This window comes from Perspicuibacillus lycopersici, assembly GCF_025660475.1.
Classification (GTDB): domain Bacteria; phylum Bacillota; class Bacilli; order Bacillales; family Caldibacillaceae; genus Perspicuibacillus; species Perspicuibacillus lycopersici.
Window position 1 is genome coordinate 739,403 of sequence record NZ_JAOUSF010000002.1, and the last position, 21,173, is coordinate 760,575.

Consider the following 21,173-nt stretch of genomic DNA (forward strand, 5'->3'; position numbering starts at 1 on the left):
TGTTCAATAATCCTAAAAATTAATAATCAGGAGGAATCTTCGTGTCTATAAATAAACAGCAAAATCCGTTGGCATTACTTGCCTTAGCAATAAGTGCATTTGCTATTGGGACAACGGAATTTATTAGTGTCGGTCTATTGCCGTTAATTTCCGCGGATTTAGATGTCCCTGTGACAACTGCCGGTTTAACCGTTTCCTTATACGCACTAGGGGTTACGTTTGGGGCACCAGTGCTGACATCATTAACCTCGCGAGTATGGCGTAAAACATTATTACTATGGATAATGGTAATTTTTATTATCGGCAATAGCATTGCTGCTAGTGCCACTAGTATCGGCTTATTACTTGTAGCAAGAGTCATTTCTGCCTTTTCCCATGGGGTATTTATGTCGATTGGTTCGACAATAGCAGCAGATCTTGTGCCTACAAATCGACGCGCAAGTGCAATAGCTATTATGTTTACTGGCCTTACCGTTGCAACGATTACAGGAGTACCGTTTGGAACATTTATTGGTCAGCAATTAGGCTGGCGAATCGCCTTTCTCGTAATTGTAGCAGTAGGAATAATTGCCCTTATTGCCTCGATTATTCTTGTTCCTACAAATCTTCGGAAAGGAAATCCGACAAATGTGCGCGATCAGCTTAAGCTAATAACTAACGGTCGCTTACTGCTTATTTTTATCATTACAGCATTAGGGTATGGTGGGACATTCGTTGTCTTCACTTATTTATCACCATTATTGCAAACTATTACTGGCTTTAAGGAAGGCACGGTTGCCATTATCCTGCTACTATATGGAATTGCAATAGCAGTCGGAAATATGATAGGAGGTAAACTTTCCAATCACCAACCACTTCGAGCATTATTGTTCATGTTTCTTATTCAAGCAATTGTTCTAGGTGTTTTATACTTTACTGCACCAATGAAAATAGTAGGGCTACTGACGATTTTCTTCATGGGTCTTTTCGCCTTTATGAATGTTCCTGGCCTCCAGGTTTATGTTGTAATGTTAGCAGAACGATTTGTACCAACAGCCGTTGATGTTGCATCCGCCATTAATATTGCCGCATTTAATGCAGGAATAGCGTTAGGATCATACTTAGGCGGTTTAGTAACAGATTCAATCGGGCTTATTCATACAACTTGGGTTGGCTCCTTAATGGTAATTGCTGCTACGCTGCTTACATGTTGGAGCCTAGCTCTTGAAAAGACAGCAAACAAAGATGCAAAACGAAGGAATTCATAAACGTTTAATTATAGGAGGAGAAATAAAATGAAATTAAATTTACAAAGCACTGTTTCTTTACACAATGGAGTGAAAATGCCCTTGCTTGGCTTAGGTGTATTTAAAGTAGAAGAAGGTCCAGAATTAGTAAACGCTGTTAAATTTGCCATAAAATCTGGCTATCGTAGTATTGATACTGCAGCGATTTATGGAAACGAAGCAGGTGTCGGACAAGCTATTTCGGATGGAGTAAAGGAAGCAGGTATAACAAGAGAGGATCTTTTTGTAACATCAAAAGTTTGGAATTCCGACTTAGGCTACGAAGAAACGCTTGCTGCATATAATGATAGCTTAAAAAAACTTGGACTAGATTACCTAGATTTGTATTTAATTCATTGGCCAGTAGAGGGGAAATATAAGGATGCTTGGCGTGCACTAGAAACGCTTTATACCGAAGGGAAAGTAAAAGCAATTGGCGTAAGTAATTTTCAAGTTCATCATTTACAAGAGTTGATGAAGGATGCAAAAATTCAACCAATGATAAATCAAGTGGAATACCATCCACGACTAACTCAAAATGAAGTGCGAGCATTCTGTCTTGACCATGGAATACAACTAGAGGCTTGGTCTCCATTAATGCAAGGGCATTTATTAGACAATCCTGTAATCCAAGCAATGGCTAATAAATACAATAAATCTACTGCCCAAATCATTATCCGCTGGGATCTACAAAATGGGGTAGTTACTATTCCGAAATCAACTAAGGAACATCGTATCATCGAGAACTCCTCCGTATTCGATTTCTCCTTAACAACAGAAGAAATAAAATGCATTGACGAATTAAATCAAAATTATCGTGTTGGACCAGATCCAGATAACTTTGATTTTTAATGACTTAGCCACAAGGATAATAGCTTCTCCTTGTGGCTTTTCGTATTCTAACTTTTTTTAATCATCATTTTTCGTAAAAGCATTGCTATCTATTTTGCTTCTTGCAAAATTAATAATCATATATTTTGTAAATAGCTTGTTCTTTTAGTGCATGATTTTTTGCCATGTCTGCATGCCGAAGGAGCATCTCCATTTCAACACCGTCATTTGGGTAATATACAACACCCATTGTTACGGAAACACGAACGGTCGTATTACTCGTATAAATTGGTAGTTGTGTAATATTTTTTATTTTTTCTCCAATACTTCGTAGCTCACTATCTGTCTTATGACCTTGTAAGACAATGGCAAATTCATCGCCATTCATTCGATAAATTAATCCGTCATTGCCAATAATTCCAGATAACCTTGCCGCAACCTTTACCATTACCATATCTCCTGCCTGGCGACCGTAATATTCATTAATCTCCTTAAGCCCATCCATATCTAAATAAAGGAGCGTAAAGTATTGATCCTCATTGAACTCATCTGCATAGTCTTGTTGAAATTTATTGTAATTTGGTAAATCTGTCAAGGTGTCATAGTATGCCCGATAACGCACTAGTTCCTCTTCCTTTTTCTTATCCGTCACATCCCAAAACATAATCTCCACAGCAGATATATCTCCTAGCTGAATAGGAATCCCACTAATTTCTACATCAATTTCCGTGCCATCGATACGGATCATTTTCTGATACATTGGAGGTACTGATTTTCCATCTCTAACAATATTCTCTATTCGTTTGGAAACAATTGATTTGAACTTTGAATGGACAAAACGATCAATTGGTTGTCCAATCACCTCTGCTGTATTTTCCGCTCCTAATAAATTCAACGCCATCGGATTTGCATATTTAAAGGTTTCATTTTCATGTATCATAATTCCTACTAGTGAGTTTTCTACAAGGTTACGATAGCGCTCTTGACTTTCCTTCAATTTCCCTTCTAGCTTTTTCCGATCGCTAATATCGATAACAGATCCGATGGAAGTAGGTTTTCCGTCAAAGACAATTCTCCGATTACTTAAAGAAATATCAATTAAACACCCATCCCTCTTTATTCCTTTACCTTCTATCTCAAATTGTTCCATTTCACCGGAGTTAGTTTTACTAATAAATTGCGAGAGTGTTGAACATACATCTGGATCTATCATTTCCTCATAATTTTTCTTTTTTATTTCATCCGAAGAATACCCAAATATTTTCCCGAAGCTTTCATTTACCCATAAAAATTTTCCATTTTGTATCATATAGAGCCCATGTGATAATTTATTTGCAACTGTTTGATCCACGCAAGAATCAATCCTCCCATAATAATCAATTGTATCTAAATAAAATTACACGAATTTATAATAATCCAATTACTTACATCGATTTAATGGGAGTTTTTTCCTGTAGCCAAGCAACTAACTCTTTCACCTGTAATGGCCGGGAGTAAAAATATCCTTGAACAAGCGGAATTTCGGTCATTGATGTAATAAAATCGATTTGTTCCTTAAATTCTACCCCTTCAATCACTACTTTAAGATTTAAGGAATAGCATAAGGTAATGATTGCTTTCAATAAGGCACAATCCTTTTTAGACACTGGGACGCCATCTACAAAAGATTTGTCGATTTTTATGGTTGAAATAGGGATTTTTCTTAAATAGGACAGTGAAGAAAGTCCTGTTCCAAAATCATCGAGTGCGACCGATATACCTAAATCCCGATAATTTCTAACCGCTGTGATGGCATTTTCGATATCATGAATGACACTAGTCTCTGTAATTTCTAACTCAAGATAACTAGGATTAATTTTGTTCTTATACAGATTATCCTTAATGACACTAAGTAATCTCGACGAGGTAATATAGGAGCCTGGAATATTGATGGACACTTGTATAAATGGTACATCATCCGCCACCCAATATGCGATTTGTTGACATACCTCCCGCACGACCCAGTCAGTCACATCATAAATATTATTGCTTTCCTCCAGTACAGGGATGAAGATTCCCGGAGATATTAATCCAAATTCCGGATGCCTCCAACGTAATAAAGCCTCCAGCCCTGTTACTGTTTGCGTCTTCGAGCAGATTTTTGGCTGATATTCTAAAAATAATTCATTATTTGCTATTGCACTTGCTATATCTTTAATAATTCTATTTTCAAAGCTATACGTGTGTATCTTTGGATCATACTCAATAAGTTCATGTTTATATCTAGTGGAAGAATGCCCAAGAACTGCCATTGCGTGGGAAAAAAGTTCACTCGATTCATTTTTATTGCTTGCACGTGCAATTGCCCCAACTGCATCTACAATGATGCGTCGATTACTAATAATAAGCGGGCTCATTAATACGGACATTATTCTTTCCAGTGCTATTTTCATACGTTCAAAGTTTTGTTCGTCATGATTTAAAATTGCAAAACGATGTTCCTCAATCCGATAAACTTTTGCAGAAGCAGGCTTTAACTGCTGAATAATTTCGGACACCTCTTTAATCATTTCATCGGTAAAAGCATAGCCATAGCCGACAATCCATTTCTCCAATTGGTGAATTTGAATAATTGCTAAGCTACCAGCCTCCCGCATATTCCTTCCATCAATCTCAAATTGACGTTGATTTGGCAAAACAGTTAGTGCATCAAAATAATTAAGGCGATGTTCCACATAACGGTCTAGCAAACTAGTTAACCCAGAAACAATTAATAGAATAATAATACCGACTGTTACGCCGATTATTAATAGGGACATATCCATCGGATGCATCTGATGGATACCGCCATGTAACGGTTCATTCACATAGAAAATAATAGCCGCCATCCCTGTGTAGTGCATACTCGTGATGGCAAGCCCCATTAAAATCGAAGTGATGATTTTAATCAATTGATTCCCCATATATTTTTGTAATGTGGAAAATATATACAATGCTATATAGGAAACAACAATTGCGATCATAATCGATGCGAGGAATATCCATGGCTGATATATATAATCGGCTTCCATTTCCATTGCTGCCATGCCAATATAGTGCATAGAAGTTATTCCAACTCCCATTATGATACCAGCAATAATTATAGATATATTTGACTTTCTTGCTCGCGACTGGTTGGAAAAATAGAAGGCTAAATAGGATGCGATAATCGCTGGGAATGCAGAAATGATTGTTAAAAATAAATCATATTCCATTGAAATTGGAAGCATTAAAGCACTCATTCCAATAAAATGCATTGCCCATATCCCTAATCCCATCGCAACCGATGAAAGCAATAACCAAAATCTTTTATGAAAAAAACTTGTTTGTTGTACCCTTTTGTTTAAGGATATTGCCGTGTATGCCGCACAGCAGGAAATAATAATAGATAGAAGAATAATAGAAACAGAATACTCTTCATGTAATATATAAATATCTTGAGATTTCGGTAATGTGAACATCTTTTTACTTCCTCTTCCATCTGTTATTTCTTACGTCCTATTTTTATCGGAGTGTACCTTTTAGGCAATTTTATAAATCATTAATTAAGATTAAATTATAAACAATCGGAGGCAAGGAAGCTATAGATTAAACACTGGTATTTTTATCTAATGGAACTTTTGAATCAAAAAAAGCGACCTATTTAATTTGGCCACTATCGTTAAAACTATAATATAATTTTTAGTGTTCATAAAAGTTGCCACCGCTTTCTAATTTACAGCCAAAGAATCATTCATGTTTCAATTATTTGGCCATTGTTTAGCTGTGCCATTTTGTTATTACTAGCCTATAAGTAGCCCGCAGACTTGAATACTCTGCGTCTTCCTGCAGGCGAGCGATAAGCCTCCTCGTCGCTTACACTCTCAACTGTCTCGCTTTTTCCGCTGGAGTCTCCATGTATTGAGTCTTCTTTGTAGCTCATTCAATCTTTATTTTTTATCCAGGTACCTTGCAATAAACAATACTAAATGATATATTGTATTTGCAAATTACTAATTATTGTTCAGTACTGAATAATAATTAATAGTGAAGTTAACAGAATAGGGTGAGTAAAGATTGAATGTACAATTTAAAAAAGGTGTGTTAGAGCTTTGTGTTCTTGTTTTGTTGGATAAAAAGGATCGGTATGGTTATGAATTAGTGCAAAAAATATCAAATCAAATTGAAATATCGGAAGGCTCTGTATATCCTCTTCTTCGTCGTCTAACGAAGGAAGAATATTTTACCACTTATTTGAAGGAATCAACTGAGGGACCTTCACGTAAGTATTACCGGTTAACAGATAAAGGAAGAGAGTATTTATACGAGCTTATTGATGAATGGACAGAATTCTCTAATGGTGTGAATCAATTAATTAAAGAAGGTGTTGGGAACAATGACGAAAGATAAATTTTTAAATCAATTAAATAGTTTATTAAAAAATATCCCTAAGGATGAGCGAGAAGACATTTTACAAGACTATGTGGAGCATTTTACTTTTGGATTAGCGGAAGGGAAAACAGAGGACGAAATCTCTGCAGCATTAGGATCCCCTACGCAAATTGCAAAGGAACTGTTAGCAAATTATCATCTGGAAAAAGTTACGACAAGTGTAACTGCAGGCAATATTTTTCGTGCGGTTTGGGCTGTGTTTGGGTTAAGCTTCTTCAATTTAGTTATTGTGCTCGGTCCTGCCATTGCATTCACTTCATTGATTATTTCCGGCTGGGTAATGGGGATAGCACTTACAGTTACTCCTCTCCTAGTCATTGTTGATGCAGTTGTACATCCAGGTGCATTTTTACTATATCATCTCTTCTTTTCTATGATCCTTTGTGGAATTGGTTATTTTATAATGCTCGCAATGTACTATATTACAAAATGGGCTACAAATGGATTTGTTCGCTATTTGAAATTTAATGCATCGTTAGTGAAAGGTGGTTTAACGAATGATAAATAAAAAGAAACTTTCCATCATAGCAGCTATCATTATTTTAATAGGGATTATCGGGAGCCTACTTACGTTTCGCTCGATTACCGCAGTAGATATTAATGAAAAAAAGGTCGTCACTAATCAACAGGTAGCAAAAATTGAGATAAATACAAATAATACTCGTGTGAACATTCAACCGACAACGGAAAATAATATTACATTAACATTAGATGGGAAAGCCCCTTCTAATCATAAACAAACATTTACTGCAGAAGTAGAAGCTTCTACACTTCTTATCACGATAAAAGACAAACATATAAACTGGTTTAGCTTCAACATTTTTGATGTATTTAAGCCGCTAACATTAAATGTTTACCTTCCAGAAAAGCAATATGAATCATTACAGGTAGCTAGTAATAACGGGTATGTCTCTGCCAAGCAATTAAATGCCTTAGATTTTCATCTCGAGACAGATAATGGACGTATCGACTTGACGGAAATCCAAGCTCAACAAATTACAGCCGTTTCTGATAACGGAAGAATCGATATGAAGGATAGTGTCGCAAATACGATTCATGTCGCTACGAAAAATGGGAAGCTTACACTAGATGATGTTGCCGGGGAGTTAGAAGGGATTACAAATAACGGAAGCATTACGTTATTTACGAAGGAATTAAATCGAAATCTTGATTTGAAAACAGACAATGGCCGAATCTCGATTAAAACAGAAAAAGAGCCTACTAATGCGGAATTTCAAATTGATGTTGATAATGGGAAAGTAAATATACTCGATAAGTATCAAGGGAATACTGTTATTGGAAATGGGGAATATCTCATTAAGCTTTCTAGTGATAATGGAAGTATTTCGGTGACAAATGAATCATTCCGAAATTAAAAATGCCAACAAAATTTGTTGCATAAAGTACCGATTAATCAAGGACGAGAGGAAGTAATAGCCTCTCGTCCTTTTCCCACTCTATTATTTTTACGCGGAAAGCTTGTATAATTGATTTATCTATTAAATGAAAAGTTATGGTAAAGGAGTATTGGGCAATGAAGAAATTTTTCCTGAGTAAATCATTTAAAATTGTTGCTATTTTATTGATTTTATATTTTGTAAACTGGTTAATTCCGAGTAGTAAGACAAATCTTGATTCCTCCTGGTTCCCAAGGGAAAACGAAGGTCCGCTCGTAATAGCCCATCAGGCAGGTAATCAAGAACGACCATCCTCAACTAATCTTGCTTTTGAGCATGCAATAGCAATTGGCGCAGATATTTTAGAATTTGATGTTGCACTTACGAAGGATAATCAACTAGTTACCATTCATGACCTAACAGTAGATCGTACTACTGATGGATCAGGGAAGGTAAGAGAGCATACATACGAAGAGATAAAAGCACTGAACGCCGGATATGGACTCGAGGATGAAAACGGTCAACCTATTCGGGATGCTTCAAAAAATCCATATATTGAAACAGGAGCCTACATCCCAAATTTAGAAGAAATTTTCACTAAGTACAGTCATTACAAAATGGTAATTGAACTAAAGGATTCTGGAGAGGACGGGAAAACGAGTGCCAAAGTATTTTGGAATTTAGTGAAGAAATACAATATGGAAAAAAATGTTGTTGTTGCCTGCTTCGATAAAGATACTTTAAAGGAGTTGCGTAGGCTGTCTAATGACAAGCTGATTACCTCTGCTAGCGAAGGGGAAATGTACCCATTTTACGCATTTCATCGTCTAGGACTTCCCGCATTAAATAATTTTAGTTCCTTTGAAATGTTACATATCCCTGTTAGCTATACGATTAAGGGGATAAAATTCAATCTTTTAACGGATTCCCTTCTTCAGGATGCTCATAAGCGGAATATGGCTGTCTATTATTGGACAATTAATGACGCAGATCAGATGCGAGAGCTTATTGAAATGGGGGTAGACGGAATTATGACGGATCATCCCGAATTACTAATCCAAGTGTTAAAGGAAGAAGGAATAAGATAAGAAAGCTACTTCTTTCCACGATAACAATGAGGCTGGGACATAACAATTGATGTTTAAATGTAAGACGAACAATCATTCGGATAGCGGAGGAAATATACGTAGGCTCCTGCGGGAAAAGCATGAGCAGAAGACCCCGTACGAAGCGTAGCGGAGGAGGAGGCTATGGCCATGCCCGCGGAAAGCGAGGTATATTTCCGGAGCGAATTTACCGACTTAACTTTGTTCGGATTCTCTTACATAAAAATACTTTTGTCCCAGCCTCATCGTTTGTTTAATCTCTTTCGAATAGATACACATTGCTATAAAAGCGACTCCGCTCCATCAATATAAATTTCACTTCCAGTAATATGGTTGGACTGATTGGAAGCAAGAAATAGTACTAAATCTGCAACCTGTTCCGGTTTTCCTGCTTTATGCTCCAATGGTTGACCTCCTTCTGGATATTTTACTGGAATCTCCACTTTTTTTAGTTTCTCTTTGTCTGCCCATGTATTTTCACCGATATTGGTTTCAATACTTCCCGGACATATCATATTTACTCTAATATGATACTTGGCTAGCTCAAGGGCTGCCATTTTGCCAAAGCCCATTTGCCCTATTTTCGATGTACTATACGCGGACATGCCAAAGTTTTTATAAACTCTATTTCCATTAATGGAGCTAGTAATAATAATACTACCGCCATTTGTTTTCAAATGTGGGATTGCATATTTTACGGTTAAAAATGTGCTTGTTAAGTTGTTAGAAATCGTCAATTCCCAATCATCCGGTTCCATGTCTTCAATTGGAGTTACTTCGCCATTAATACCCGCATTGGCAAAGACAATGTCCACTCTCCCCCATTTTTCAACCGTTTGTTTGTAGGCATTGGCAACCTCTTCGGGATGGGAAACGTTCCCCTCGATTGCAATTGCTTCACTTCCTAACTGTTCGATTTTTTCCTTCGTTTCTTCCACATTTTCTTTATGTAAATCGAGTAAAGCAATCTTTGCTCCATTTTCTGCCAGCTTAATTGCTGATGCCTTTCCAATTCCTGAACCTGCACCAGTAACGACTGCAACTTGATTTTGTAATAATTTTTCCATGTTTTATTCCCTCCTACAGGATGATATTCTTAATTTATCCATTATGAAGATTTTCAACATAGAAATTGATAGAATCGAGAGCATTGGATAAAACTGGATTACTTAAAACTCCGCTCTTTATGGCGATGGAGTTTCGATAAAAACATGAAATCAACAACTATCTCTGCTGTCAGTATTTCCTTTGTTCTTTTGATTTTGTTAAATCGCATTGTTTTTTAGGCAAAAAATATGGGAACGTCTAATTTGGACGTTCCCATTCTTATTCCGTTAAAGCACCCGCTAATCAAATAAGGTGATTTATTTATAATAAACCTACCAGTGTACTTGAAGTTTATTTCCATTTAGGTCATAAAAGTGGAAAAAGGCATGACCATTATCTTCTTTTATATCCTCGACCTTAACTTGATTATCAATTAAGTGTTGATGAAATTCAGGTAATTCAGGACTTGTAAAGCCAATGCTAAATGCTTGTTCATTATTAATTGTAAAATGTGCAAATGTTTCATCTTCGGTAGGAACTAAGATAAGTAAAAAAGGTCCTTCATTTACTTTTAAAATTGCAAGTTCCTCCGTATCGTTTAGTAACTGGAGCCCTAATACATCCCTATACCATTGTGCAGACAGTTCTAAATCTTTAACAGGAATTCGAATATAATGTACTTGCTCAATAAATGATTTACTCATGGGCTTCTCTCCTTATTTCATCCGCTATATCAAATAGTTCCCTTTCATATACCTTTTTCCTTCCGAATTATTGAATTAACCTGCCCTTTAACGGAACAATTAACTCCCTATTATTCAGAGAATTACGATAACATTAGTTTAGCATAATTTATGTTAATTTGGAAAAAACACTATTCTTTTTTCTTTTGTTGGAGTCAAATAAATGTGGCACAAAGCTGCTCAACAATTTCTTCAGGTGTATAGCCCCGGACTTCTCTTTGGAACAAATAGGAGTCACTGCTTAAAGCGATAAGCAGCATGTCTGCTTTAAATACACTATTTGGTTGTACTTCTTTTCCTTCATACATCTCATGAAAAAGTCGAACGAAGTGTTGATGTAGCTCTTCGTGTAACGGACTGTATACTCCGGACTTTTTACGTTTCGTGGATGCTGAATCCTCGACACCTTTAAGTAGCTGGGCTTTGCTTTCCCTTAATCGAATAAATAAATGGAGTATTCCTTTCAGTCTCTCCGTTGGCGGCTCTGCTTGGTTTTGTTCCAAGTATTCTTCTACATCCTCAAAGCATCTCACCACATTATCTTTAATTAAATCTAGACATATTTCTCCTTTGCTTCTATACCGACGATAAAGCGTACCTGAACCAATTCCAGCCTCTGCAGCAATTTGATTCATACTTACTTTTTCCACACCACTTTCCTCAAACAATCGAGCCGCTGTATCTAAAATGCGCTGACGGTTCTCAACTGCATCTCGACGTTCTGGACGAGTATAGGTATTTTCGAGATCCTTCATATTCTATCGCTCCTTCAACTTCTATCAATACCCCATTTGACAAATGGAGACATCGCCGTTTATTATAAGCGAGAGAGTTCTCCACTTAATAATAGCTTAAGGAAATGAGGTTGACAACAGATGCAAGATCAATCAAAAAATGCTGCATTGTTAGTAATGGATATGCAAAATGGCATTGTTTCCCACTATGCAGAAGATGTAGTATTCCCCCCCGTTCAGAAAGCACTGGCACATGCTCGCGAACATCATATCCCAGTAATTTTTATCCGTGTTGGATTTAGCGAAGGCTATCCTGAAGTGAGCCCACAAAATAAAGTATTTTCTTCAATCGCAAAAATTGGAGGTATGACTACATCTGATGAATCGACTCAAATACATGCAGCTGTTAAGCCTGAAGCAAATGAACCAATTGTAACAAAGTACAGATTCAGCGCATTTGCTGGAAGTACACTTGAAACGATTCTCCGTTCCCGTCAAATCGATACACTCATACTTTGTGGTATTGCGACTAGTGGTGTTGTTTTATCCACTGTGCGTGAAGCATTTGATAAAGATTTTTCCTTAACAGTATTGAAAGATGCTTGTTTTGATCAGGATCCGGAAGTTCACCGCGTTCTTACAGAAAAGGTTTTCCCTAAACAGGCAAATGTAGTAACTGTCGATGCTTGGTGTGATATATTGGTTTAATAAATAAACGGTCAGCTTATTGATACGGAATCTTATCATCAATTTGAAAGTGGTAACTTCCTACGAAGAGATGGAATGATTCTGAAATAAACTTCGTGAAGCCGGCGTTCCTGTGACTTCCGTACGATTCCAAGGTATAATTCATGACTTTGTAATGCTTAATAATCTTGCAGAAACAGAAACAGCCAAAGGGGCATTATTACTAGCCACTGCTTGGTTAAAAGCTTCACTTTATGTACCCGACTTCCGGTTGATTACTCCTTATCCTGGAATTTAATAAGCAGTTCAAATGATATGTTGTCGGGTTTTTTCTTTTTGATCAGTAAGAAGTTAATACTTAATAATTTCCGCGATACTGATAAAGTTATCGGTACGAAATCCCCACATTTCATCGTTTCCGATATACTAATAGTTTAACTGACAAAGTAAGAATTCCAATTTTCCCTTCCTCTCATTATAAGACAGCTCGTATTCATCTATTAATTGTTCTTCTCCCCCAAGATTTCATAAAAACTAAAAAAAGCATAACGCATGAATTTAAAACCACTATTGTATCATTAAGAGGATTTGCAAAATACTGAAGGAAAACCATTTAACAGAGGAGAAACGAGAGGAATATTTAGATATCATCATAACCGAATCAGAAGGTATGAACATCTTGAATTTATTACCGATATAGCTCGTTTTCGATTAGATGAGCAAATCCGAAAATCGATTGTTTTAATGGAACCAAAATTAGTTTAATAGCTACATTTAGTTAGCCCCACTAAAATAAACAAGAATTAATGATTCTATTAGTAGAAATAATCTACTTGTACGGATGCTCCCTTTCCGTAAAGTTTGCTAGTCCAATGTTAGCTGCCAATACCACTAAATAAGTGATATACGATAAATACAATTTCCAACCTGTATAGGTAAAAACATGAAATTTGAATGCAATCCATTCTAATATGATTGCTATTCCTGCCCAAAATATAATATAGAATAAACACTTTATGCCTTTCGGTTTATTTTTTTGATAGAAGGTTACGACAAAATACGGAAGCGTAGGGTAAGTAACAAAATGCAAAAGTACATCAAATAATTCATGTGTTTTATGGTCAATAGTATAGTAATAATCATATGGCTTTACACTTATTGTAATATCAGCAGATAAAGCAAGAAAGATATTAAAAGTCCAAATAATTACAATGGTAACATAGGACAAGCGTCTTCGTATTACAAACATAAGGATCCATGTTACTACTGTAGATATGATAATAAATATCTCATTTTCATCAAATTCCTTTGGAAGTGGGAAAATCATATTATATTCACCTTTTTGTCTCAGTTGATAAGTTTTTCTAAATAAAAGCTGTACATGGCCAATAAGAATATAATTAAGCTATATCTAGCATATGAATAATATACATTCCAATTCACCCATTCCAAATATCGGATATGAACAAAATAAAGTTCAATGCAAACAAGTGATGTTAAGCAAATGAAGAAATAAATAATTTTACTTAAAACGGTTCTTCTCGAAAACAATAAATAAATTAACCATAAAAGTAACACTGGCTTAAGTGATAATTCCGGTATTTTTTGTACCCAAAAGATGATTGGTATCGGATCTTGCTTTGTAAATTGTAAATTTAAATTAACAATTATACCGGTATTTGTAATAAGAATATTAGCAAAAAAATAACCACCCCATAAGTTTATGATGTTCATGTTCTTCAGCAAAATCGATAGGGAGGCAAAAGATAAAATTGCTAAACTGATAAAAATCCACATTGCTTCCATATTAGTCACCATCTTTATTAATATGTCCATTATTTTATACATAAAGGGTAAAAATACACGGCATTTATCCAAAAGATGGATGGAGTACAAATTGAAATGAAATGAGTTATTTGCTTTAGAAAAAAACTAGGAGCACTTCCTCCTAACGTTTTTCCATACTCCATTTCATTAATTCGTTGTCAAGGACCACCTAGAAAATCCCCGTTCTTCTCTCGATACATCGCTTGATCCACTTCTCTGATTATAATCTCTAAATCTAAATGTAATACGTTGGTTGTGATCGACCATTCTAAAGTTGCTGAAACTTGTATCTTTTAATGCACCTTAGTCATTTATTTTTCAAAACCTCTGTAAGACTATATAAAGAGTCATATTGTTTTATTCGATAGTTCCGCCCTTCCTTCTCCAAATAATTTTTCTCACAAAATTGAGTAAGTACATGCAATAAATGTCGGTAGGAAACACCTAAATAATCACATACCGTAACATGCTTCTCTTTATATACCCCTCTATCAGCTGTTTGTAAAATAAAATCTGCTAACCTGTTTTCCAGTGGGAATGCGAGACTTTGAGAATACTTTGCTGCCATATTCGTAGCCTTCACACTTAAGAATTTGGTCAATTCGCGTAGAAACTTAGCATCCTCCAATAACCTATCACGATAGCGATGAAATGGAAATGCAAAACAAATGGTCTTCGTTGATGCTTGAATCCCCTTTGTATAGTACACATCATTTAATAGTTCCATCTCTCCAATATATTCATCCGCATTAATAAAATTTAGTAAAGATACTTTTCCATTTTGATAGGTTACATAAATTTTTGCTTTCCCTTCGATTACATAAAATAAATAGTTGGGTCTCCTATCTTCTTGAATTATCCACTCATCACGCTCATACTCATGTACCTCAATATGCTCTTCGATTGGAAAGGAAAATAAATGTACAATTGAGTGGTTCGTTACATACTGCCTTTTCTTTTCCCCTTTGTAAATTTTCATATTCCACCTCAAAATATGAGATATCTCATATTATTAATTTTTATTTCCATGATATCATGCAATCAATAAGGAGGATACTATGAAAACACAACGTTGGATGAGTACACAGTTTTTTAGCTTTTTTCTTACATGGGGTATTTTTCTCCCCTATTGGTCAGGCTGGATGATTTATACAAAAGGAATTTCAGTAACAGAAGCTAGTATGATTATGAGTTTAGGTTTACTTGCTAGAGGTATTTCTACTTTATTCGCTTTCCCATATTTATCCCAGCGATTTAGCAGTAAAACTATATTAAATATTGCTGGAATCGGTACACTCATTTCTATTCTCTGTTATATTCCCGCAAACTCCTTTGCAAGCTTACTAGTTGTTACAATTTTTATCCATCTGTTTTATCCAACACTAATGCCTGCATTAGATAGTGCTGCAAGTGTTCTTGTACAAAGTAATCAAATAAAACATTATGGAAGAAGTCGGCAATGGGGATCAATCGGGTTCGTTACTGTTGGTATGGTACTGACTATTTTTACTGGAATGTTTGGCGATGAAGTAATTTATTGGGCACTTCTACTAGCTATACTCGCATTTGTTTGTCTTGGTTTTATGCAGGCACCTGCTATTTTAGCGAAAAATCCACAAGTAAACAAAACAGAAAAAGGTGGCTTACTACAATTACTCCATATCAAGCATTTTAGTCTAGTGCTCACTATTGTTATTTTATTACAAGGAGCACATGCTACTTATTACAACTATGGATATATCTTTCTTCAGGATATCCATGCACCAATCTATTTAATTGGTCTTATTATAAACATTGCCGTGTTTGCGGAAATTATTTTCTTCTCGATTGCAGATAAAAGCTTTCAAAAATTTTCCGTAGGCTCTCTATTAATACTTTCAGCCCTCGGTTCTACCGTGCGTTGGATACTAGTATTTACTTTTCCAAACGTCATCGTTTTCTGTTTTGCACAAACATTACATGCATTCTCCTTTGCGATGGGACATTATGCATTCATGAAATACTTAATTAACAACATCCCGAACGCACAAATTCCAAAAGCACAAGGGATGTATTCAGCACTTGCACTTAGCTGGAGTACTGCAGTCTTTACGATTTTCGGGGGCTATTTGTATGATATGGAACCAAGATATGCCTTTATCGGAATGATCGTTTGTACTATACCAGCAATGTTAATCGCACTTGTCTATCGAAAAATGGAACTAAGAAAGGATATTTTGGTTTCTATATAGTTATAAGATAAGAAATAGTAAATTAACTGCTACGCAGACTGAACACACTCCCCTCGCTCGTCCGAATGGATGCGCGGAGCGTACTCAGTCTGCGAGCTATTTACAAGTCATTTTACGAAACAAAATTACGAAAACGATCGATCCTAATTAAAAAACTAGACAGGTGATACCCTATCTAGTTTTGTTATTTGTTTGTTCAAATATATTTTCTCTTATGTACTAAAAAATAGTAACGAAATAATTGAAGTAATCCATTAATATCAGATGTTATTGAAATGACCGAGATAATTAACCTATTTTCTTCAGTTTCCCACCTCTCCATTTCATATAATAATGGCCATCATTATCCTTTAATAAACTAATGCCGACTAAAGAGAGTGGCGTCCAAATTCTTTTTACATGAATAAGTGGCATGTGTTTATCCCCCTTCAAAATACTATCTACAATTACTTCCATTATAAATTTGGTAAATGAAAGAATAATGAAAATAATAAACACCTACTGGATTAACCCAAGTAGGTGTCTAATAATTTTAATCAATTACTCCGCTTTCGGTTTAATTCATTTAATTGCTCCAAATAATAATTGGCAAACTCTTTGGAAGGTTTTACGCCTAATTCTTCCTTCAAGGTTTTCGTATACTGTTCATACAATGTTACATAAGCATCCATATCCATTTGTGCTGCATACGAGCTTAGAAGTAATTTTACTACCTCATCATCTAATTCATTATAACTCCATAATTTTTTCAGAAGCAGTATTGCCGTAGCATATTCTTTATTTGTTAATAACACTGCCGTTACCTTTTTCACAAATGTACTATACATTCTATTAAATCTCTCTAAATCACTTAACGACCATAGAAACGCACGCTCTCCAAATAAAGGTCCTCGATAGATTTCCTCTACCTTTAAAGCATTTTCTATATAGTCCGGGCTTTTTTCATCAAGGCTTGCCAATTTCTCTTCAAAATTTAAAAAATCAATAGTTGCTTCATCTAAAGAGACACTATAGTGATCCTTGTTGGAATGAATGATTGCTTTTAATCCGTGGGGAATTAATGATTTTCTAATCTGATAAATGACCGTATTTAAGTAGGTCTCTGCATTTTTTTTTGCCATCTCTGGGAAAATATTTTCAATAATTCGCTCTCTTGAAACCATTCGCCCACGACACATCACCAAATAGGCAAAAACCTCTTCACTTTTTCTCGACATCCACTTAACAGGTCCTACAGTAGAGTAAACCTCTAATCCACCGAAGAAATCAATAAATAGCTTTCCCCTTATTTTTGCTTTATTTTCTGTATAATTATAATGATGAATAGCTCGTGCACGTTTGATTGCTTTTTCAAGTCTTTCTAAACTAACAGGCTTCACTATATAGTCTAATGCATAAACATCGAATGCATCTAATGCATAATCCTTATGGGAGGTAACAAAAATAATCGGTAAATTATAATTCATTTCTGCAATTCTTCTAGCAAATTGTAATCCACTTTCCTTTGGCATTGAAATATCAATAAACGCTAAATCTACTGCATTTTTTACTAAATACGAAAAAGCACTAGCTGTTTCGTGGAACATACCAACTATTTCTAGATCAGGTATTTTCCTTAACATTTTTCTCATAATGAGATGCATCGCTTTTTCATCATCAATAATGATAACCTTCATATTTGGATCGAGTCCTTTCCCCTTTGCTTTTAATTTCCCACATCCTTTGAGGAAGGAAGACTGAAGAAAAATGTACTTCCCTCCCCGATATTACTTTCAAACCAGATTGTTCCGCCATTCATTTCAACAAACTTTCCGGCTAAATAGAGACCTAAACCGGTTCCTTCCTCTCCTTCCGTTCCAGTTATGGACATTTGCTGCACTTTCCGAAACAAGGTTTTCGCAATTTCTCGATCGACCCCTACCCCAAAGTCCTTTACAAAAACCTTAACTTGACTCCCCTCAATAACCGCTCCTAATTCTATTTCTCCATTTATTTCTGAAAATTTAATAGCATTGGAAAGCAATGTTCGGATAATTAACTTCACCATTTCTATATCTGCATAAACTTGAACGTTTTCAGCGACACTTGATCGAATGTGAATATTTTTTTGTTTACTTTTTATTTTAATGGATTCTATTGTTTGATTGATAACGGAGGATAAATTCCAAACAACCGGGCGAAAAATCAATTTTCCTTGCTGACTTCGATACCAGTCGAGAAGCTGCTCGACAAGCTTATACGTATTTCTTAATCGCCAATTCATTTCATGAAAGGCCGTTACTTCCTCTATATCATAGTTTTGCAGTTCTTCTTCTAACAAATCCAGTAAATTAATTAAAATAGCCAATGGATCACGAATATCATGGGCAATTACTGTAAATAGATTGTCCTTAAATTCTCCTAGTTCAGCAAGTTGATTTGCATTCGTTAGAAGCTCCTCTTGGTATAGCGTCACTTGTGTCACATCATTAATAGTTATCAATTTCCCCAGTTCTATTGACTCTTTTTCGTAAATAGGGGATACCTTCATATCATAGTATCGATTTTCTTGCCCTTTCTTTAACGATATCCGGCTAATTGGACTATGAAGTTTTAACAACACATCTGGATAATTGGATAAAATGTGGTAGATGGAATCATTATGATTTGTTGCGGGAAGTAATTGGTCAAAAATATGTTTAGCAGCACGGTTCATACTCGTTACATTGTCCTCGTAATCAAGAATCAATACCCCATCCTGCATCGTTTCAAATACTGTTTGGATTGCTACCGGTACTAATCGGTTGAGATTAAACCGATAAATAGCCCATACCAAAAAAATTCCTGTTAACGTAAATCCTATTGGAGTCAAATCTATTTTCCAATTATCTCCTAAAAAAAGATAGATGAAATTGGCAAACCAAGGCGAAAGTGTACCAAGCATCATCATAATAATTTGCTTTTTAACAATTGGTTTTGCTTTCACATACATCCTTGCAAAGAAAACTACCCCTGATGCTCCTAGTAGATGATTATAAATAACTTGAATCCAATACCAAGGACCTTTTTCTAGCATCGTCTTTGATAGTTGGAGTGGATTGTCTGCTAACTGTAGATTGCGGTAATAGAAATGATGCCAATCATTCGTATAATGAAAAATGAGGGTAAGTGTGGGAATAACAAATAAGAGAGCTATTACCCATTTTTTTAATAAATGCTGGTACCCTGTAAAATGCAAAATAAAAATTAGCCAAAATGTAGAAATAAATGGTGATCCTATATATTCCACTTTTAGCCAAAATTTTACACTATGTAAATCTGTTGATAATAATTCAAACGCATAACCAAATGAATAAAAAGAAGAAGCGAGCATAACAAATGAAGTGTATTTCGCAATGGCGAGATGCCGTTTCCTAAAGGAAAGATATGCAATAAACAACATTAGACCTGTGGCAATAAATAATATCATGACAAAAAATGTACTGATGTTCATCTGAATTCTCCTATATTATATCCATTACACCTTGCTTCTTCGTCCTTCATATTGTAGTTATTGACGTAATGTTAATATTTATATAGTAGCATAAATATAGGAATACGTTGTATTTATAAATCACGTAATACAATTTTCTCTCTTTCATTTTATAAGAAAACAGCCGATATTAACGAACAATAGGCTCTAGCGAGAATATTTGCTAGAGCCTATTACAATTTTTTCTTTTGGTTTCTACTTTAAGTTTTTAATTCCGGTTTCTAAAATTTCCATTTGTAATAGTGTTTGTTCATCTGTAATCGTTTTTTCTTTACCATTGATGATTGCTTCATATAAATCATCATATACTCTTCCATAATCACCATCAACTGATTTCACTTTTTCTTCGTGAATGGTACCTTCTTCATCAATATAGGTCAGTACACCATAATGTTTTATTGTATCTATACCAAAATCTTTATTATCCGGCATATAAAATAACTTTAAATGTTCTTCCTGACGATCTTTTGTTTCTTTAATAAAGCATCCCTTTTTGCCATGAACAACAAAGCTTGGTCTTTCTTTCAGTCGAAAATAGCTAGATTTCACAGAAACCTTTAACGTTCCATAGTATAGGTCTAAATCAAAATAGTCATTCATTCTACCTTCGCCTAATAGTTGTCTTACATCATAATGGATATGATCTGGCTTGCCAAAATAGCTAATCACCTGATCGAGCGTATGACAGCCATGTCCATATAAAAATGATGCTGCTGGATCAAAGGAATGCGCAGACTCTGGTACTTCAGGGCGGTAATAATCATAATGCATTTCCACCTCCAACAAGTCTCCGATTTTCCCTTCTTCAATAACCTTTTGAACCGTTAAAAAATCGCTATCAAAACGTCTATTTTGATACGTCTGAACAACTAATCCTTTCTCTTTCGCGATGGCAAATATTTCTCTTGCCTGATCGGAGGTTTCCATAAATGGCTTTTCGACTAAACAGTGTTTATTATGCTCTAGTACTAATTTTGAGTATTCATAATGACTATCATGTCTTGTGCATATGACAATAAGTTGAATTTCCTTGTCGTTTAGTAGTTCATCTAAATCAGAAGTATATTGGACTCCTGCAATCCGCTCCCAGCTTTCACGCTGCGGATTTCTTTGATAAATTGTTTTTACCTTTATGTTCTCTCTTTGTAGTACAAACGGTAAATGATATCTATTTGTACTTTTCCCATTTCCGATATATCCGATCGTAAGCATAGTTGCCCCCTATAATATAATTTGGTATATTTCTGCTTTACTTTTCCCCGACGTATTCGTTTAGAAATTGAAAAGCACCTCCTTTATAATTATACCAGGAGGTGCTGCTTTATTTATATCGTGTTTACCATTG

At 35.4% G+C, this 21,173-nt stretch carries 20 protein-coding genes and 1 pseudogene; 9 read left to right on the forward strand and 12 right to left on the reverse strand.

The window, feature by feature from the left end:
- The first annotated feature begins 41 nt into the window (after nt 1-41).
- Nucleotides 42-1,247: an MFS transporter gene (locus OEV98_RS07615; RefSeq protein WP_263072629.1), complete on the forward strand. Its 1,206-nt coding sequence runs from the start codon at nt 42-44 to the stop codon at nt 1,245-1,247.
- 27 nt (nt 1,248-1,274) lie between these two features.
- On the forward strand, nt 1,275-2,117 hold the full coding sequence (locus OEV98_RS07620) for an aldo/keto reductase (protein WP_263072630.1): 843 nt from the start codon (nt 1,275-1,277) through the stop codon (nt 2,115-2,117).
- 109 nt (nt 2,118-2,226) lie between these two features.
- Here OEV98_RS07620 and OEV98_RS07625 read toward each other — a convergent pair whose 3' ends face one another.
- Nucleotides 2,227-3,447: a sensor domain-containing diguanylate cyclase gene (locus OEV98_RS07625; RefSeq protein WP_263072631.1), complete on the reverse strand. Its 1,221-nt coding sequence runs from the start codon at nt 3,445-3,447 to the stop codon at nt 2,227-2,229.
- 73 nt (nt 3,448-3,520) lie between these two features.
- Nucleotides 3,521-5,575 (reverse strand): bifunctional diguanylate cyclase/phosphodiesterase, encoded by a 2,055-nt coding sequence (locus OEV98_RS07630; protein ID WP_263072632.1) that lies wholly within the window; start codon nt 5,573-5,575, stop codon nt 3,521-3,523.
- Between the two features lie 595 nt (nt 5,576-6,170).
- On the opposite strand from OEV98_RS07630, the gene OEV98_RS07635 reads away from it, so the two are divergent.
- The 4 genes from OEV98_RS07635 to OEV98_RS07650 all read left to right on the forward strand — a co-directional run bounded on the left by OEV98_RS07635 (nt 6,171) and on the right by OEV98_RS07650 (nt 9,030).
- Nucleotides 6,171-6,503, forward strand: a complete 333-nt coding sequence (locus OEV98_RS07635; protein ID WP_263072633.1) for a PadR family transcriptional regulator — start codon at nt 6,171-6,173, stop codon at nt 6,501-6,503.
- Nucleotides 6,490-7,053 carry a DUF1700 domain-containing protein gene (locus OEV98_RS07640; RefSeq protein ID WP_263072634.1) on the forward strand — a complete coding sequence of 188 codons (564 nt, stop codon included), beginning with the start codon at nt 6,490-6,492 and terminating at the stop codon, nt 7,051-7,053. Before OEV98_RS07635 ends, OEV98_RS07640 begins: the two co-directional genes overlap by 14 nt.
- A complete protein-coding gene (locus OEV98_RS07645; protein WP_263072635.1) occupies nt 7,043-7,921 on the forward strand; it encodes a DUF4097 family beta strand repeat-containing protein in 879 nt (292 codons plus the stop codon). The genes OEV98_RS07640 and OEV98_RS07645 overlap by 11 nt, the downstream gene beginning before the upstream one ends.
- Nucleotides 7,922-8,079: 158 nt before the next feature.
- Nucleotides 8,080-9,030: a glycerophosphodiester phosphodiesterase gene (locus OEV98_RS07650; RefSeq protein WP_263072636.1), complete on the forward strand. Its 951-nt coding sequence runs from the start codon at nt 8,080-8,082 to the stop codon at nt 9,028-9,030.
- Between the two features lie 299 nt (nt 9,031-9,329).
- On the opposite strand, the gene OEV98_RS07655 is transcribed toward OEV98_RS07650, so the two are convergent.
- From OEV98_RS07655 to OEV98_RS07665, 3 genes are all read right to left on the reverse strand, one after another.
- Nucleotides 9,330-10,115 carry an SDR family oxidoreductase gene (locus OEV98_RS07655; RefSeq protein WP_263072637.1) on the reverse strand — a complete coding sequence of 262 codons (786 nt, stop codon included), beginning with the start codon at nt 10,113-10,115 and terminating at the stop codon, nt 9,330-9,332.
- A gap of 312 nt (nt 10,116-10,427) precedes the next feature.
- The gene (locus tag OEV98_RS07660; RefSeq protein WP_263072638.1) at nt 10,428-10,799 is read right to left on the reverse strand and encodes a VOC family protein; all 372 of its coding nucleotides are present in this window, start codon (nt 10,797-10,799) and stop codon (nt 10,428-10,430) included.
- 194 nt (nt 10,800-10,993) lie between these two features.
- On the reverse strand, nt 10,994-11,593 hold the full coding sequence (locus OEV98_RS07665; protein ID WP_263072639.1) for a TetR/AcrR family transcriptional regulator: 600 nt from the start codon (nt 11,591-11,593) through the stop codon (nt 10,994-10,996).
- A gap of 120 nt (nt 11,594-11,713) precedes the next feature.
- On the opposite strand from OEV98_RS07665, the gene OEV98_RS07670 reads away from it, so the two are divergent.
- Nucleotides 11,714-12,280, forward strand: a complete 567-nt coding sequence (locus OEV98_RS07670) for an isochorismatase family cysteine hydrolase (protein WP_263072640.1) — start codon at nt 11,714-11,716, stop codon at nt 12,278-12,280.
- Nucleotides 12,281-12,365: 85 nt separating this feature from the next.
- Nucleotides 12,366-12,557 (forward strand): annotated as a pseudogene (locus OEV98_RS07675) (hypothetical protein); the annotation flags it as partial.
- Between the two features lie 531 nt (nt 12,558-13,088).
- Here the strand turns inward: OEV98_RS07675 and OEV98_RS07680 are convergent.
- From OEV98_RS07680 to yeiL, 3 genes are all read right to left on the reverse strand, one after another.
- Entirely contained in the window at nt 13,089-13,586 is a 498-nt protein-coding gene (locus OEV98_RS07680) for a hypothetical protein (protein ID WP_263072641.1), read from the reverse strand.
- Nucleotides 13,587-13,606: 20 nt separating this feature from the next.
- Nucleotides 13,607-14,065, reverse strand: a complete 459-nt coding sequence (locus OEV98_RS07685; RefSeq protein WP_263072642.1) for a hypothetical protein — start codon at nt 14,063-14,065, stop codon at nt 13,607-13,609.
- 328 nt (nt 14,066-14,393) lie between these two features.
- Entirely contained in the window at nt 14,394-15,065 is a 672-nt protein-coding gene (gene yeiL / locus OEV98_RS07690; RefSeq protein WP_263072643.1) for a transcriptional regulator YeiL, read from the reverse strand.
- Nucleotides 15,066-15,144: 79 nt separating this feature from the next.
- Here yeiL and OEV98_RS07695 point away from each other — a divergent pair, with 79 nt between their 5' ends.
- The gene (locus tag OEV98_RS07695; protein WP_263072644.1) at nt 15,145-16,317 is read left to right on the forward strand and encodes an MFS transporter; all 1,173 of its coding nucleotides are present in this window, start codon (nt 15,145-15,147) and stop codon (nt 16,315-16,317) included.
- A 288-nt stretch (nt 16,318-16,605) separates the two neighbouring features.
- Here the strand turns inward: OEV98_RS07695 and OEV98_RS07700 are convergent, their stop codons facing one another.
- From OEV98_RS07700 to OEV98_RS07715, 4 genes are all read right to left on the reverse strand, one after another.
- Nucleotides 16,606-16,731 carry a hypothetical protein gene (locus OEV98_RS07700; protein ID WP_263072645.1) on the reverse strand — a complete coding sequence of 42 codons (126 nt, stop codon included), beginning with the start codon at nt 16,729-16,731 and terminating at the stop codon, nt 16,606-16,608.
- Nucleotides 16,732-16,853: 122 nt separating this feature from the next.
- Entirely contained in the window at nt 16,854-17,993 is a 1,140-nt protein-coding gene (locus tag OEV98_RS07705; RefSeq protein ID WP_263072646.1) for a response regulator, read from the reverse strand.
- A 29-nt stretch (nt 17,994-18,022) separates the two neighbouring features.
- Nucleotides 18,023-19,789 carry a sensor histidine kinase gene (locus OEV98_RS07710; RefSeq protein ID WP_263072647.1) on the reverse strand — a complete coding sequence of 589 codons (1,767 nt, stop codon included), beginning with the start codon at nt 19,787-19,789 and terminating at the stop codon, nt 18,023-18,025.
- Nucleotides 19,790-20,023: 234 nt separating this feature from the next.
- Nucleotides 20,024-21,040 carry an oxidoreductase gene (locus tag OEV98_RS07715; RefSeq protein ID WP_263072648.1) on the reverse strand — a complete coding sequence of 339 codons (1,017 nt, stop codon included), beginning with the start codon at nt 21,038-21,040 and terminating at the stop codon, nt 20,024-20,026.
- Between the last annotated feature and the right edge of the window lie 133 nt (nt 21,041-21,173).

Coding starts and splice junctions, on each gene's coding strand:
- OEV98_RS07705 (WP_263072646.1), bottom strand. CDS start 17,993: ATGAAGGTTATCATTATTGATGATGAAAAAGCGATGCATCTCATTATG.
- OEV98_RS07640 (WP_263072634.1), top strand. CDS start 6,490: ATGACGAAAGATAAATTTTTAAATCAATTAAATAGTTTATTAAAAAAT.
- OEV98_RS07695 (WP_263072644.1), top strand. CDS start 15,145: ATGAAAACACAACGTTGGATGAGTACACAGTTTTTTAGCTTTTTTCTT.
- OEV98_RS07670 (WP_263072640.1), top strand. CDS start 11,714: ATGCAAGATCAATCAAAAAATGCTGCATTGTTAGTAATGGATATGCAA.
- OEV98_RS07700 (WP_263072645.1), bottom strand. CDS start 16,731: ATGCCACTTATTCATGTAAAAAGAATTTGGACGCCACTCTCTTTAGTC.
- OEV98_RS07710 (WP_263072647.1), bottom strand. CDS start 19,789: ATGAACATCAGTACATTTTTTGTCATGATATTATTTATTGCCACAGGT.
- OEV98_RS07665 (WP_263072639.1), bottom strand. CDS start 11,593: ATGAAGGATCTCGAAAATACCTATACTCGTCCAGAACGTCGAGATGCA.
- OEV98_RS07630 (WP_263072632.1), bottom strand. CDS start 5,575: ATGTTCACATTACCGAAATCTCAAGATATTTATATATTACATGAAGAG.
- OEV98_RS07620 (WP_263072630.1), top strand. CDS start 1,275: ATGAAATTAAATTTACAAAGCACTGTTTCTTTACACAATGGAGTGAAA.
- OEV98_RS07655 (WP_263072637.1), bottom strand. CDS start 10,115: ATGGAAAAATTATTACAAAATCAAGTTGCAGTCGTTACTGGTGCAGGT.
- OEV98_RS07650 (WP_263072636.1), top strand. CDS start 8,080: ATGAAGAAATTTTTCCTGAGTAAATCATTTAAAATTGTTGCTATTTTA.
- OEV98_RS07680 (WP_263072641.1), bottom strand. CDS start 13,586: ATGATTTTCCCACTTCCAAAGGAATTTGATGAAAATGAGATATTTATT.
- OEV98_RS07715 (WP_263072648.1), bottom strand. CDS start 21,040: ATGCTTACGATCGGATATATCGGAAATGGGAAAAGTACAAATAGATAT.
- OEV98_RS07660 (WP_263072638.1), bottom strand. CDS start 10,799: ATGAGTAAATCATTTATTGAGCAAGTACATTATATTCGAATTCCTGTT.
- OEV98_RS07685 (WP_263072642.1), bottom strand. CDS start 14,065: ATGGAAGCAATGTGGATTTTTATCAGTTTAGCAATTTTATCTTTTGCC.
- yeiL (WP_263072643.1), bottom strand. CDS start 15,065: ATGAAAATTTACAAAGGGGAAAAGAAAAGGCAGTATGTAACGAACCAC.
- OEV98_RS07645 (WP_263072635.1), top strand. CDS start 7,043: ATGATAAATAAAAAGAAACTTTCCATCATAGCAGCTATCATTATTTTA.